At 43.3% G+C, this 15732-nt stretch carries 13 protein-coding genes; 12 read left to right on the top strand and 1 reads right to left on the bottom strand.

Annotated elements, in window-relative coordinates:
• The first annotated feature begins 5 nt into the window (after positions 1-5).
• The 4 genes from SALPA_RS26575 to SALPA_RS26560 all read left to right on the top strand — a co-directional run bounded on the left by SALPA_RS26575 (position 6) and on the right by SALPA_RS26560 (position 3664).
• A complete protein-coding gene (locus SALPA_RS26575) occupies positions 6-1079 on the top strand; it encodes a radical SAM protein (protein ID WP_145101215.1) in 1074 nt (357 codons plus the stop codon).
• Entirely contained in the window at positions 1072-1959 is an 888-nt protein-coding gene (locus SALPA_RS26570; protein WP_145101213.1) for a radical SAM protein, read from the top strand. Before SALPA_RS26575 ends, SALPA_RS26570 begins: the two co-directional genes overlap by 8 nt.
• 47 nt (positions 1960-2006) lie before the next feature.
• Positions 2007-2570 (top strand): DUF116 domain-containing protein, encoded by a 564-nt coding sequence (locus tag SALPA_RS26565; protein WP_255451459.1) that lies wholly within the window; start codon positions 2007-2009, stop codon positions 2568-2570.
• A gap of 62 nt (positions 2571-2632) precedes the next feature.
• The gene (locus SALPA_RS26560; protein WP_370516745.1) at positions 2633-3664 is read left to right on the top strand and encodes a PocR ligand-binding domain-containing protein; all 1032 of its coding nucleotides are present in this window, start codon (positions 2633-2635) and stop codon (positions 3662-3664) included.
• A gap of 82 nt (positions 3665-3746) precedes the next feature.
• Here the strand turns inward: SALPA_RS26560 and SALPA_RS26555 are convergent, their stop codons facing one another.
• Complete coding sequence (locus SALPA_RS26555; protein WP_145101207.1) at positions 3747-4841, bottom strand: hypothetical protein; 1095 nt, start codon at positions 4839-4841, stop codon at positions 3747-3749.
• A 218-nt stretch (positions 4842-5059) separates the two neighbouring features.
• On the opposite strand from SALPA_RS26555, the gene SALPA_RS26550 reads away from it, so the two are divergent.
• The 8 genes from SALPA_RS26550 to SALPA_RS29335 all read left to right on the top strand — a co-directional run.
• The gene (locus SALPA_RS26550; RefSeq protein WP_145101204.1) at positions 5060-5239 is read left to right on the top strand and encodes a hypothetical protein; all 180 of its coding nucleotides are present in this window, start codon (positions 5060-5062) and stop codon (positions 5237-5239) included.
• Positions 5240-5403: 164 nt separating this feature from the next.
• Positions 5404-6786, top strand: a complete 1383-nt coding sequence (locus SALPA_RS26545; protein WP_145101201.1) for an S-layer homology domain-containing protein — start codon at positions 5404-5406, stop codon at positions 6784-6786.
• Positions 6787-7249: 463 nt separating this feature from the next.
• Positions 7250-8305, top strand: a complete 1056-nt coding sequence (locus SALPA_RS26540; protein WP_145101198.1) for a 2,3-butanediol dehydrogenase — start codon at positions 7250-7252, stop codon at positions 8303-8305.
• Between the two features lie 188 nt (positions 8306-8493).
• The gene (locus SALPA_RS26535; RefSeq protein WP_145101195.1) at positions 8494-8760 is read left to right on the top strand and encodes a hypothetical protein; all 267 of its coding nucleotides are present in this window, start codon (positions 8494-8496) and stop codon (positions 8758-8760) included.
• A gap of 409 nt (positions 8761-9169) precedes the next feature.
• On the top strand, positions 9170-10348 hold the full coding sequence (locus SALPA_RS26530; RefSeq protein WP_145101192.1) for a sensor histidine kinase: 1179 nt from the start codon (positions 9170-9172) through the stop codon (positions 10346-10348).
• Positions 10349-10406: 58 nt separating this feature from the next.
• Positions 10407-11156, top strand: a complete 750-nt coding sequence (locus tag SALPA_RS26525) for a LytTR family DNA-binding domain-containing protein (protein ID WP_145101189.1) — start codon at positions 10407-10409, stop codon at positions 11154-11156.
• Between the two features lie 291 nt (positions 11157-11447).
• Positions 11448-12305 carry an ACP S-malonyltransferase gene (gene fabD, locus SALPA_RS26520; protein WP_145101187.1) on the top strand — a complete coding sequence of 286 codons (858 nt, stop codon included), beginning with the start codon at positions 11448-11450 and terminating at the stop codon, positions 12303-12305.
• A gap of 115 nt (positions 12306-12420) precedes the next feature.
• On the top strand, positions 12421-15732 hold a 3312-nt coding region (locus tag SALPA_RS29335; RefSeq protein WP_186451241.1), incomplete at its 3' end, for a type I polyketide synthase.

Below are 15732 nucleotides of genomic sequence, written 5' to 3'. Positions count from 1 at the left end.
CGGTCATGGATACTATCGAAAAGCAGGAAAGTCCGGATTTTGTACAGACAAGTTTGGCTGGTGCTATGGCGTTAGGATTGGAGCCGGGAAGTTTTTATCGTAACGCCTATCCGGGAAGTTTAAATTTGCTTATGACTTATCAGAATGGGTGCCGGGCAAACTGCAGCTACTGCGGGTTAGCCAGGGAACGCAAAACAGAGCCAGAGGAAAATACCTTTATTAGAGTAAAATGGCCAGTTTATAACTTGTCTGCTATTATTGATATTTTAGTCAAACCACAGCAAGAGATAGCGGCTAAAGTGCAACGGTTAGGCCGCATTTGTATATCAATGATTACTCATCCCCAAGCGCCGGGCGACTGCGTGAATATTGTCAGGAGGCTTAGCAGCGCAACAAACTTACCAATTAGTGTGTTAGTATCGCCGACGGTAGTACCTGATGCCGGGACATTTTTTCAGGAGCTAAAGACGGCAGGCGCAGATTGTGTTGGTGTAGCCATTGATGCTGCTACTCCGGAACTGTTTGCAGCCGTGCGCGGACCGGCTGTAGGCGGACCGCATCGCTGGGAAACCTACTGGACAGCAGCAAAGCAAGCTGTCAGGGTATTTGGGCGAGATCATGTCAGTGTACATTTGATTGTCGGCTTGGGAGAAACCGAGCAGGCTATGGTCGAGACCATCAGTCAAGCTAGTGTTGCTGGTGCTCAGGTGCATCTATTTTCCTTTTGTCCCGAACCAGGTAGTTTGCTCAGTAACCACGAGCCGCCGTCTTATGGTCAGTACCGGCGTATCCAATTAGCCGCGTACCTATTTAACAATAAACAGATAACGCTTGGTGAATTCAAGTTTGATTCCAAAGGTAAAATTATGAGCTTTGGGCAGCCGCTGGAGGAGTTACTGGGGGATGACCTGGCCCAGGGGAAACCGTTTATGACATCAGGTTGTCCTAACCGGGACGGTTGTGTAGCCTGTAACCGTCCATACGGTAATGAGCGTCCTGGTCCTAATTTGCGTAATTATCCTTTTCTGCCAGAAAAGCAGGATATGAATACGGTTAAAGGACAGATATGGCATGACTAAAATCGCTTTTTATGCCCCAGGTTCACGGCACTATGATAATGGTCTTTTCGAAAATAGCGCCCATTCATTTGTTAACATTAGTATTACCGGAACCCAGTGTCAATGCAATTGTGAACATTGCCAGGGGCGACTACTACAAAATATGTTATCAGCGACCGAGCCGGAATTACTTGTTCGTCTGGCTGCGGATTTGCGCAGCCGCGGCTGCCGTGGCGTGTTAGTTAGCGGTGGTGCGGGCAGTGACGGCAGTGTGCCGTTACAGCCATTTGCCGGCGCGCTAAAAGAAATGGCTGGTATGGGCCTTTCAGTAGTAGTCCACCCCGGTTTATTGACGGCGGAAACAGCTGAATTGTTAGCACAAGCAAACATAACACGGGTAGCCCTTGATTTAATTGGGGATGGTGATACGATTCGCGATGTTTATCATTTGCAGCGTACGCCAAAAGACTATCATAACAGCTTGCGGATAGCGCGGCAGGCAGGCCTGAAGGTCTCGCCCCATATTGTCATTGGACTTCATTTTGGCCAAATTCGCGGTGAATATCAAGCTTTACAGATGGTGGCGTCTGAAGGGGCTGCAAGTTTGGTGCTAGTAATCCTAAATCCCTTGCGGAGTACGCCCATGGGCGAGGTTGCACCGCCGCCGGCAGCGGCAGCAGCTGAGATATTTACTACTGCCAGGCGGCTGTTACCTAACACCCCAATAGCGTTAGGCTGTGCACGCCCGCCAGGCCTGTATTCCCGCACAATAGAACGATTGGCAGTGGATGCCGGCCTTAACGCAATTGCCTATCCCGCACGGGAAACTGTCGATTACGTGCAGTCACTCGGCTATGATATCAACTATTTGGAAACGTGCTGCGGTATTGTAGCGGATTAGTTTAGCCCTATACTGGTATGAACTTGTAGCAGGAGGAGATTTTAGTGATGCAGGATCATGGGCTTAGGACGCAGCTGATGGATCTTGGTATTCATCAGGAAGAGATGAAGGATATTACTGTCGTAGGGAATTGCTTTAACGACGGAGTTTGGGCAACATTACAAGATCTTTTTCAGCAAGCAGCCATTCCCCTTTTGCTGCCTTACTGTGCGAAAAAAGTGGTCTGCAAATACCGTTATACAGATGGGTGTGGACGCTGCGGACAATGCGATATTGGTGAGGCATTTACACTTGCAGATGAATATGGCATGGAGCCGATTACGATCCAGAACTATGAAATGTTGGAAGAAAAGTTGAAAATGTTAAAAAAGAGCGGCTGCAAAGTTTTTTTCGGTACCTGTTGTGAACGTTTTTGGACCAAACATTGTCAGGATTTTGAACGAATTGGCTTGCCAGGAATACTTGTTAATGTGGATAATTCTACATGCTATGAGGCTGGATCAGAGAAAAAAGCTTACAAAGGTAGTTTTGAAAATCAGATCCGGCTAAAAAATGATCTTATGCGGCGAGTATTAAATGGCATTAATAACTCTTCTTTACCCCTAGCGTAATGCCAGGGGGTTTTTAAATTAGCGATAATCTAAAAGGGAGAAGATGCTATATGAGTGATAAAGTGACAAAAGAAGCAGCTAACCAGAGACAAGTAAAATTACAAGACATTATTGATGTGAACTTTTTACAACAATTTCAGGATAATTTTTCTGAATGTTTGGGTGTGGCTAGTTTGACGGTAGATGTTGACGGGAATGCTATTACGCAGCCAAGTAATTTTAAGAAATTTTGCATGGAATATACCCGTGGTACGGAAATTGGCAGCAAGCGCTGTATGGAGTGTGACCGGAAAGGTGGCGAAGAATCAGCGCGAACAGGTAAACCGGCTATTTATCAATGTCATGGCGGTTTAGTCGATTTTGCCGCACCAATTATGCTGGAGGGGCGGCAGATAGGCGCCATCTTAGGTGGACAAGTATTAATTGAACCTCCTGTTGAAGAAAAATACCGGCAAATTGCGGTGGAGCTTGGCGTAAATCCTGATGACTATGTAGCAGAACTGCGTAACATTCAACAATTGCCACTAAAAAGCGTAGAAGCGGCTGCTACTGTTTTGTATTTGGTGGCAAATGCTTTGTCAAAACTTGGGTATCATCAGTATAAACTCAAGAATATGGCTAACATCATCAATGAAAACCTCATCCAGGTATCTGCTACCATGCAGGAATTGGCTGCTTCTGCCAGTGATATAAACCAAAATCAAAATTCTTTAAACGAAGAAATTAACCAGGTAAATATTGTGTCTGGTCAAATTGATGAAGTAATGGATTTTATTAAAGAAATTGCCGATGAGACAAGATTGCTTGGTCTTAATGCGGCCATAGAAGCGGCAAGAGCTGGTGAAGCCGGTCTGGGCTTTGGGGTAGTAGCTCAGGAAATTCGTAATCTCTCCGGTGATTCTAAGAAAACGGTTGGCAGAATCAAAGAATTTACCAATATGATTAAAGAATCAGTAAACAAGACAGTAGCTACGGGAAATACTACCGCGTTAACAGTGGAGCAGCAGGCGGCAGCTATCGAGCAAGTAACTGCCAGTATTGAGGAAATAACCAGTTTGACCGAGCAGCTCTACAATTTGGCCAATGAAGTATAAGTACAATATCAGTGTGGATAACAAGCAGGGGCTGTGCTGAAGTTATAATTTCAGCACAGCCCCTTATTCAGTGGAATACAGGTTATTTTTGTAATTTCAAAGGCCAGCTGGCAAAATACACTGTGTATATTAACAAAACACAGTTAAATAAGTCCATAAATAGTAACGGATTTCCGCCAAAGTCCTTGGTGACTGGTGCTTCTTGCAGTACAAAGCCAAACCATCTTGTGTAGATATAAAAAACCAGTATACCTGCGGCGAAGCCGATAATGGTTCTGATAATTAGCCTGGCAGACAAACTGCCAGCGGTCGGCCAGCTTTGGAAGCATAAGAGCATGGTAAGCTCTACTCCCGCTATGCATACTCCTAATTGTGCCGGCCACAATGTAATACCATCGCCCAAAGCCTTTTGGGCATCTGCCGGAATTAAAAAATTTTGCAATAGGTACATAAAGAAGTAAAAAATAACAGTACCGCCCAAAAAGTTACCGAACAAAGAGGCAATCGCTTTAGTAGCCCGTGAACTAAACATTGACCATGGCCAGTTTTCCCATATTAAAGCGGAAGACAGCCAAAATACTACAACCGAGTAAAACCAGCCGACAACAGTAGGTAAAGGGAGGATTGGCTGAATTTTGTTTGCATAAGCCGCCAGGTTTGGATACATCAGCAGAAAATATAGTACTCCGGTAATAAAAGTACCGGCAAAAATTTCAATTATGCCAACATATGGTTGCTTTAATCCGATATCCTTCCACGGCCAGTGATCCATATTATTAGACTGTACGCCATAACCGTAAAAGCCAAATAGAACAATCATCGCTATAGCGGTCCAGCCGGTACCGCCTGGTGCAGTGCTAAAGGTCGGAATTACACTGCCATAGGCACTTAAGGCATTTACAATAATAACATCTAAGATCAGCGTGACAAGAAGGGCCAAAATTCCAGCCTGTGGCTGCGGCAATTTGGTGAACGGCCATGATTCGCCGCAAAAACCTAAAAATACGATACAAAGTACCGCCCAAAACAAATAGGCGCCGAACATTCCCGGGAACAGTGTTTCGATATCAAGTCCCCACAAAAACCATACAGCTAAACTCAAAACCAGGATTATGACAGTATTGCTTATTCCATAAGTAAAAGTTCCTAGTGCAAACGTACTGTTTTTTTTCTCCATCCGATTAACCTCCTTTTGGATTTTACTATACTCGCACCGGCAACAGGGTTTCTACCTAACAAATAATAATTGCAGCTATCAACAATATCCCTCCTTCTCTCTCTAGCCTGCCGTCTGAATTATTAGACAAAAGCCCTTGCTATGACTTTAATTGCAAGTACCATGCCAGTAATTACCAGACCGCTAAACCCGCTGAATTTTCCTGTAGGAGGCTGGTTATGCTCTGGCCTATACCGCAGGCAGGAGGTTGTGGTCCCGGTTTGCCGGAAAATGTAGCGGTGTGTAGTGTTCTTATGGTTAAGGGAGCTACACTTTGCGAATGTTTGCGGCAATATGCTACAATTTACAGCTTTAGATTCGGTTTTAGATTTTGTGGTAACGATCAAATAGCGGCTTAATTCACCGTCTGTCCAGATGGTGGCATATTTTTTGCGATAAGTAAAGGATGCAATATGGTTTGTTAGGAAGACAATGCCAAATAGGAGCGGAAGGAGGCCTAGCAATGAATTAGCAAACCAAGCAATGCTGATGCGGGAATAAAATATTACTCTAGGAGGCGCTTATGAAAAAACGGTATCTATCCATCCTGGTTTTAGTACTTGTTATGATTTTTTCTTCCACGGTAATTGCCGCCCAACCTACCATCTTTGAAGATGTTCCACCAAACCACTGGGCTTATGATGCCATAAATCAACTAGCAAAAGATGGTATTTTAGATGGCTATGGTGACAGATACTTCCGTGGTGACCGCACTCTAACCCGCTACGAAATGGCTGTTATTGCCGGTAATGCCCTGACAAAAATGAATAAGGCCAATGCTCAGCAAAAAGCTCTCATTGAGAAACTGGCAAGTGAATTTAATTCCGAGATCGCCAGGCTGGATGCACGCGTAGACAAAGTGGAAGCCAAGCAAAAATTGAACTTTAGTATGAACACTCGCTTTCAATTTACCCATACCTCGCTTGGTCATAATGAGGGGGGCGGCTTAGTTGGCAATGCCGACATTGACCAAAAGAGCCAGTTTTCTGAGCGTGTCCGTATTAATTTTAATCAACAAGTTAATGAGATATGGCAATGGGATGCTCGCATTCATCAGGACAATTTTAATTTCCATCAGGGAAACTACGACGATAATGCCCAGATAGATTTGTTTTATGTGACCGGCAATGTGCTGGGTGGTAAAGTAGAATTAGGTAGAAATATTCTTTATCCTGGCAAAGGCGGTTTTATAAACCGCGACTTTAAGGCTGATGGCATTAACTACAGTGTTTACAACGCCGACAAGAGCTTATGGTTTCGAGCCGGGACAGGCCGTAGCACCAACCCGCCATTTGATGTAACGAAAAACCGCACATCATCATACAGCTATGGTGAGTTTATTTTTAAACCATCCAAGACTTCTGATATTGGTGCGTATTATTACCAGCAGGATGGCTGGAACTTTCCGGTAAACGATACTAAAGCAGAGGAGCTTAAAGTATATTCAATTAATGCTGCTTTCCAGATTCCTAACTCCAAATTGGCAATTTCGGGTGAATGGGCGAGAAATGAGGCCGATAATCCTGCTGTTAAAGGCAAATCCGGTTATTGGATAGCTCTTAATTCTGATTATGGCTTTACCTATTGGAATCCTGCGTTAGTTACCATGGTTGACCCTGCAAAGACAGGTGCGCAGGCTTGGGGATTATCCTATCGTCATATGCCGGCAGGCGTTGCCGGGAGACATAACTATAACGCGTACGCAACTTGGTCGCCGTGGGCCACCGATACGCAGGGTAATTTGATGAATGCCATTGATAATGTTAATGCAGTTCGGTTCGATTATCAGTGGGTTCCCTGGAAAAATGTCATCGTAATGGCCGGCTATGATCGAATTAAGCCGATTAATGCAGCGGCAGCTAAAACTAACAGCGTCTTCTACTGTGCCCTGGATTTCATTTACTAAAACTAGAACTCTGGACAAAAAGGTCTACCGTGAGTAAGACGGTAGACCTTTTTCGTTTCCGCTTTAAGTGCTGGCTAAGCTGTTAATGCGCAATTGTTGTTGGTTTTTGGACGAAATGTTGCAATGTGTAGTATGGGTTATGTAGTTGCAAGAATACACTTTGCAAATTATCGAAACACTTCGCTACAAGCCGGGTTGTAGCGCTACTTTCTAATATAAACAAAATGCTTCCATTCCGCAGACTTATTTAAATTGTACAATAATTCAAAATGTTGGCATGTTTTTTGCAATAAATAGGGGTGTGATGCTAGCGCTTATTCATGAAAATAAAATTTGTAATATTGCGACTTTGGGTATTGTTCATAAGATATAGGCGATGCCAAAGCAGAAAAGGGGAAGGAGGAAAGTGTTTTACATTTAGGATATATTTTTAAAACCAACATATAAAAGGGGGATCTTTTCGATGAAAGCAGCAGTATGGTATGGTAAAAAGGATGTTCGGGTTATGGATGTTCCGGAGCCGCCAAGCCCTAAAGAAGGTTGGGTAAAGGTTAAAGTAGAGTGGTGTGGGATTTGCGGCTCAGATCTACACGAATATTTGGCTGGTCCAATTTTCATTCCTGTAGATAAACCGCATGCCCTGACTGGAGATACAGCACCGATAATTCTTGGTCATGAATTTTCCGGGCAAGTAGTAGAGGTAGGTCCTGGCGTTACGAATGTTAAAGTCGGTGACCGGGTTGCTCCTGATGCCTGTCAAGTATGCTGGGAATGCCCGCGCTGCAAAGAGAATCGGTATAGCCTATGCGAGAAACTGGCTTTTACCGGGTTAATGACTGATGGTGCTTTTGCCGAGTATGTAAATGTACCTGCGTATACAATGTATAAAATTCCGAATGAAATGTCCTATGAAACGGCCGCTGTAGTTGAACCGCTGGCTGTATCCATTCATGCTGTGCGCCGGGCGCCAGTGATTATTGGCGACACCGTAGTTGTTGTCGGTGCAGGGACTATCGGCATGGGTGCTATTATGGCCGCAAAGGCCGCTGGTGCCAGCCAAATTTACTGTATTGAAATGGCTAAAGCCCGGAAGGAGCTTGCTCTACAGGTGGGCGCCAATGAAGTTTTGGATCCTTCGAAAATTGATGTAGTGGCTAGAATCAAGGAACTTACCCATGGCGGCGCCGATGTTGTGCTAGACTGTGTGGGTAGTGACAAAGCAACCCCTACAGCCATTGAATGCGCACGCTCTGCAGGTAAGGTAGTTATTGTAGGTATTTATGAAAAAGAAACTTCTCTGAATTTTAATGCGTTGTCTTTCACCGAAAGAGATGTAAAAGGCTGTTTGGCGTACTATGGCGAATTTGCACCGGCTATCCAGCTTATGTCGGATGGCAGGATAAACGTTGAACCAATGATTACCGGTAAGATTAGTATTGACGATATTATTGAAAAAGGTTTTGAGGAACTGGTAAACCGGAAAGAAGAGAATATCAAGATTATAGTAAGACCGTACTAAATCGACAAGGATGAAGGGGCGCGACGGGCTTACTGCAAGAGTAGGCCCCTTCACTCGTACTATATGGTCATTGGCTTAAACTGGCGCCAGTTGAGTTAATGTGACTGGAATGACTAATTGCCAAATAATCTTATCATCGGTGCTTGTGTAGGTTGTGGGTACCTGGAAGAGCAAAAGGAGTATTGGATATGACTGATCCATTAAAGATGCAAAACGAAATTGAGCGTCTATGGGGTGTTATTAGATTAGCCAAGGAATATCGTGAGGCTAGAAACCGAAAACAAATGACTCAGTGGCGCGAACAGGAGATTTATGAAAAAGGTGAGGCCTTGGATATCGCTTTAGCAGAGTTGAACAAATCAGTAGAATGTAGACGGGAGCTTACTGCTAAATCCAGCAGGCTATACCAGCAATATCCGGCCAGAAATAAATTGGCAAAGAAAATCTTAGGGTAACAATGATGAATAATAATTGTAATTTAGCACTTAGACTAAATAAATGCCTTACAGTTCAAAGCTCCGAACTGTAAGGCATTTGTCTGTTATATAGACAGTAAAAGTAAACTCGTTTCAGCATAGCGAAACATTGGGGATTCAGGTGGAGAGTCTACTCCACCTGAATTAACGCCGCCTGTAGAGGCGGGAGTCTTGACTCGCGGACTAAGATAAATAAGCCGTTATTATAGGTGGATGTGTAAAACCATATCACTAGTAATGTAAAAACAGTTTAAAATTCCTGTTAAATTATGTAAATGCGGCAGGAATTTAATAATTTATGGTAAATATAGTAATATTATACAAGAATTAATGTAATATATAATGTTTTTGATAGAGGAACAGAGAGTATAGAGGGGGGCAGAATAAAATGCCAGAGCTTAACGCGATAACGCTTGTCTTATTTTCTTTTCCAGAAGCCATGGTCGTAGCCTGGTTGAGTCTGTCCATGGTCGGAGGTAGACCCAGTTTTCGCCAAATCCTGCAGATGGGTTGTATCCAGACGTTGTTTGCCATTTTTTTCTTACTAGTGGCTAAAATGGTTACACTGCCGTTTGGTGTGCATACAGCAGTGCAGTTGCTGGCATTTCCCTTGCAATTAGCGATTAATATACTGCTCGTTTTTTTGATTTACCGCTATAATATATGGATAATAGAGCACTGTCCACCGGAAAGCCGGATGATTTTTTTTCGATTAACGGGATTATTATTCACCCAAACAGTAATAATTTTACACATGGGTTATCAATATCATTCGGTAATGCAAGAACATCTACGTGAAGATATTCAACTGTTATTTTATATAGGTACTGCAGTTTTACCCATTATCACTATAATTATAGTCAAAGAACTGACAGAATTCATGAGCCGGGAAATTGAACTCAAGGCACAGCTTGATACCTTTCGCCAGGTAGAAGAATTGTTGTATACCATGCGCATACAGCGCCATGACTTTACTCACGAACTGCAGGTAATTTACGGCTTATTAGAAATACAGGAGTTTCAAGAGGCCAGGGAATACATAAAAAAAAGTGTAGGCGAAGTGGCAGCTACGGCCGAATTGATAAAAACCGGCAATCTAGGGGTTACTGCCCTGCTCTATACCAAGACTGGTCTGGCCGAAGCCCGTAAAATTGACCTGCAGATTACAGTGGAAACCAGTTTTCAGCAGTTTTCCCAACAAACCCGGGATATTAACTTTATTTTAGGAAATCTCATTGACAATGCTCTAGACGCAGTAAACGATCAGCCAGTGCCAGAACGTAAGGTAACGGTCAGTATCAGGCAAGAGTTGGCAGGTTATATTTTGGAAGTGAAAAACCCTGGGCCGAATATTCCGAGTAATGTTGTGGACAAGATTTTTGCACCAGGATTTTCTACCAAAGGGGAGGGGAGGGGTATGGGACTATACAGCACGCAAAAGTTAGTACATAAATATAATGGTGATATTAGGGTGAACAGTGATTGCAATGGTGTTTGCTTCAAGGTGATAATACCGGAGGGCAGAAAGCAGCTGCAAGGGTTAATACCTAAAGGAAGCGAGTTATGAATGGCAGGGTTAAGAGATGTTCTTATAGTATTACTAATGGGAAAGGTAAATATATTACATGTTAAAAGTTATCATTGCTGAGGATGATTCCATAATGCGACGGGTTTTAAAACATATCCTGATGGAGATTCCCGGGGTCAGTATTATCGGCGAAGCGGAGAATGGGCAGCAACTGGTAGAAATGGTGGAAAAGCTAGAGCCGGAAGTGGTATTGTTGGACATTGATATGCCGGAAATGAGCGGGCTGGAAGCATCCAGGAAAATTTTTGAACTTAACGTCAATGTTTTTCTGGTGTTTGCTACCGGATATAATTGCTATACTCATGAGGCTTTTGAAGTATATGCCTTTGACTACTTACTTAAGCCTTTTAATAGGGAACGCATTGAGCACACGATACAACGAATTAAAGAATTGAAGACAGTTAGAGACGGAAACGATTTGCTGAGACTGGAAAGTCCGTTAGATAAAGGAGAGCCTATTAAACTTAAGATAGTCTCCAATGACAAAAGCACGTTTATAAATATTTCCGATATCGTGTTAATTACCCGCAGCAATCGTAAAACAATGATTTATGCAGTAGGAGATATTGTTTTGCAGACCTATGAATCTTTACAGGATCTGACAGAACAATTGGGAAGATACCATTTTTTCCGTTGTCACAAGAGTTTTATCATTAATCCAAAGATGGTGAGAGAACTTTCTCCCTGGGGTAATAAATCCTATCTTGTTAAGTTGGCCAACACGAAAGAAACCGCACTAATGACCTTGGAATGTGCGAAAGAGTTTCAAAATCGATATTGCATTTAAGTATAGTTAGAAGGCTTGGCCATAAATTGGGCAGGAATGCAGCATGTTGCGACATGTTTTGCATTCTTGCCCCTTTTTTGTCTGTAAAATATACTGCTTAAGCTATTCAATGCGCTGCTGTTTCATTCGGTCTGCTCAACTTTATAAACAAGCATAGTGCCTTTTAAGACAAACTTTATGGAAATAAAATCAAATATTTGATATAAATGTAAATAAATAACTAATAATTAACAACTTAATAACGATGTATGTTAGTACACTGACTATTAATAAAAAGGGGGATAGGAAGACATGATTACCTATATTTTTCCCGGTCAGGGTTCACAGACAAAAGAAATGGGTGGGACACTTTTTGAAGAGTTTAAACAATTAACGATGCAGGCAGATGCAGTTTTAGGCTATTCCATTAAAGAACTTTGTCTGGAAGACCCACAAGCAAAATTAAGTCAGACCCAATATACGCAGCCAGCTTTATACATAGTCAATGCGCTAAGTTATCTGCAAAAAATCAAAGAAACAGGGAAGAAACCTGATTTTGTAGCAGGTCACAGTTTGGGAGAATACAATGCATTATTTGCGGCAGGAGCGTTTGATTTTGAAACTGGATTAAGAGTGGTAAAAAAAAGAGGGGAACTCATGAGCCAGGCTACAGGGGGAGGCATGGCCGCAGTTATCGGGCTGGATGAAGAACAAATAACAGCTGTTTTACAACAGAATCACTTGCAAAATATCGAAATTGCCAATTATAACTCACCATCGCAAATCGTAATTTCAGGTTTAAAAACTGATATCGATCAAGCGAGGGTAGTTTTTGAGAAAATCAAGGCAGTCCAGATGTTCATTCCTTTAAAAACAAGCGGAGCTTTTCATTCCCGGTATATGACAGAAGCTAAAAATAAGTTTGCCGTTTTCCTGGATAACTTTAAGTTTTCCGAATTGGCGATTACAGTAATTTCGAATGTTCACGCCCGGCCATATAAACAATCAGCTATTAAACAGACCTTAATTGAGCAGCTTACAAGTCCAGTCAAATGGAATGAAAGCATTAAGAATCTACTGATCCTTGGGGAAATGGAATTTGAGGAAATCGGACCAGCCAGAGTTTTAACTGGTTTAGTCCAACGAATAAAAAGGGAATCTGGTTTATAAAAAAACGTATGACTTGCAGCAGGAAATAAAAAAAGACCTACGTTAATTTCCTTGATACATATAACATCTCAAGTTTCCGAGAAACTACTAATTTATTAAGGGAGGAGTCAAAGTTATGTCAGATAAAAAGTTTCAACCGGAGAATGAAAAGTATCAAGAAGGGAACGAATGCAAGTATTATCAACAACAGGTAACTGATATAGCCATTATCGGTATGTCATGCCGGTTTCCCGGAGCCTACAATTATGAACAATTCTGGGAAAACCTTAAACAGGGACGCTCAAGTATTCAGGAAATTCCTAAAGAACGCTGGGATTATAAAGCTTTTTGGGGAGATCCTCAAAGTGAAATAAATAAGAGTATTAGTAAATGGGGAGGATTTATTGCTGATGTGGATGCTTTTGACGCCGAATTTTTCAACCTTTCTCCCCGGGAAGCCGAAGTAATGGATCCCCAGCAACGGATTATGCTGGAACTTACCTGGGATTGTTTAGAGGATGCAGGGATTTGCTCTTCTCAGGTATCAGGGGAAAAAGTTGGTGTTTACATCGGGGTTTTTAATTTTGACTATAAAGAATTGCAAGAAAGAAAATTTCGCAAAATAGAAACTTATCATTCTACAGGAACTGCCTCGCCAGTAATCGCTAATCGTATTTCCTATTATTTGAATTTAAAAGGACCAAGTATTGCGCTGGATACTGCTTGCTCCGGTTCTCTTAGCGCCATTCATACAGCTGTTCAGTCTTTGCACTCAGGAGAGTGCAGTATGGCCTTGGCAGGGGGAGTTAGTATATTATTGACGCCAACCCGCTATATTTCATTTTCAAAAACCGGTATGTTATCGCCTACAGGGTCGTGTAAAACCTTTGATGAAAGTGCTGACGGCTATGTACGCGGTGAAGGTGCAGGCATGATTTTGCTCAAGCCTTTAGATCAAGCTATTGCGGATGGGGATTCTATTTATGGCATTTTGAAGGGAAGCGCTGTTAATCATAACGGAAAAACCCATACCTTAACCTATCCTAGTGCCGACGCCCAGGCAGATGTGATTGCAGCAGCACATAAACAAGCAAGGGTTTCACCTGAGAGTATCAGTTATATTGAGGCTCACGGAACTGGTACTCCCAAAGGAGATCCCATTGAGTTTCAAGGATTGCAGCAAGCATTTTCCCGCCTTACTTCGCAACAGGGGCAAACAGTAAGGAAAAATTATTGCGGTTTGGGGTCTGTAAAAACCAACATAGGTCATTTGGAAGCTGCGGCCGGAATTGCCGGGGTAATCAAAGTGTTATTGTCCATGAAATACCGACAGTTACCCGGGCTCCAAAATTTCAAACGGCTAAATCACCGCATTGTAAGTGAAAACAGCCCGTTTTATTTTATAGATCAGTTAACGGATTGGCCTCTCTTAGCAGATAAAAACAATGAATATTTTCCCCGGCGAGCAGGCGTAAGTTCTTTTGGATTTGGCGGTACGAATGCCCATGTGGTTCTGGAAGAGGCACCTGTTACTGCCAGGCATCCCAATCCTGAACTTCCTTATTATTTAATTTGTTTATCCGCCAAAACAGAGACAGCATTGCGGCGGAAAGAAAAAGACCTGCTGCATTGGCTGGAGGACAAGAGACAAGAAAATAAACTCATCGATATTAGTGCGACCTTGCTTTTGGGCAGAGAGAATTTTGAGAAAAGGTCCGCTTTTGTGATAAAGGATGTGCAAGAGCTCCAGGAAGAATTAAAGCAAGTTCTGGAAAAAGGAAAAGCGGCAGAATATTTTACAAAAAGTAGTATGGAAAAAGAACACCAAATACAACCTCTCTTTGCAGAGTTAGGTGAGACGATTATCAAAGAATTGCAAGCAAATGACTTGCAGGATCAGCAGGAATATGGCAATAAACTCAGGGTTTTGGCTGAATTGTATGTAAAGGGACATAATCTCAATTGGAAGATGATTTTTCCTGATGAGAAAATATATCGAATCAATCTTCCGACTTATCCGTTTGCCAGAGAACGTTTTTGGATATCTGACACCGACACTGAAATGTCCGCCAGTACAATAACGGGTTTTGGCACACTGGCTTCCGGCCATCCGTTATTGCAGCAAAACACATCGGATTTTTCTGAACAACGCTTTAGTTCGACCTTTACAGGGCAGGAGTTTTTCCTGGCCGATCATATTGTGAAGGGCCGGAAGATGTTACCTGCCGTGACCTATCTTGAAATGGCCCGGGCGGCAGTAGAACAGGCAACAGGAGATTGGCAAGCGGAACAGACCGGAATCCGGCTCAAAAATGTAGTCTGGGCCCGACCAATTGCTGTGGAGGATCAGCCGGTTCAGGTGCATATCGGACTCTTTCCTGAGGATAACGGACTGATATCTTTTGAAATATATAGCGAAGAGAACCAGGCAGAGCCGGTAGTACACAGCCAAGGCAGCGCCGTGCTGAGCAAGGCGGCAGCGCTTCCAGCCCTAAACCTTGAAGAGTTGCAAGCCCAGTGCAGCCAGGCAACCCTTTCAGCCCTGCAATGCTATGATACTTTCCGGGCTATGGGGTTCGCCTATGGTCCGGGGCACCAGGGGATTGAGAAAATATATTTGGGCGCAGATCAGGTGTTGGCGCAGCTGTCCCTGCCTTCTTCAGTCGCCGGTACACAACAGCAATTCACTTTGCATCCCAGTTTGCTGGATGCGGCCTTGCAGGCGTCGCTGGGATTACTGCTGGGTGCTGGTACTATACAGGATACAAGTTCCCTCAAGCTGCCGCTTCCCTTTGCCCTGCAGGAACTTGCCATCCTGGGCAATTGTACAGCAAAAATGTGGGCTTGGATTCGCTATAGTGAATCTAGTAAAGCCACAGCTAAGCTGCCGAAATTCGATATTGACCTGTGTGACGGGCAAGGAAATATCTGTGTGCGAATGACCGGGTTTTCATCAAGGGTTCTGGAAGGGGAATTAGGTTCGGCAGGATCGCAGTCAGTTCCCGGGACGTTAATGCTCCGGCCATGCTGGCAAGAACAAGGTCTTGCCGGACAAGCCGCAGGCCTTGAGTATGATCAGCATTTGGTTATGCTCTGTGAACCGGGCGATATTATCCGGGAAAGCATCCAAACGCAAATAACGGGGGTACGCTTTCTCACCGTAGAAGCAAAGGAGCAAGACATAGCCAAGCGGTTCCAAGCCTATACCACAAAAGCCTTTGAAGAAATCCAAACCATCCTCAAACAAAAAACCAAGGACAAAGTGTTGCTCCAGATAGTCGTTTTCAGCCAGGGTGAGCAGCGGCTTTTCTCAGGACTCTCCGGACTGTTGAAAACAGCGCAGCTGGAAAATCCCAGACTGACGGGACAGTTGATTGAGGTGGAACCGGGAGAAGCGGCAGCAGGGCTGGCAGAAAAGCTGAAGGAGAATAGCCAAAGTCTTGTTGGC

The sequence above is a fragment of the Sporomusa sp. KB1 genome, from assembly GCF_007830295.1.
Classification (GTDB): domain Bacteria; phylum Bacillota; class Negativicutes; order Sporomusales; family Sporomusaceae; genus Sporomusa.
This window is presented reverse-complemented; position numbering and strand designations above follow the sequence as displayed.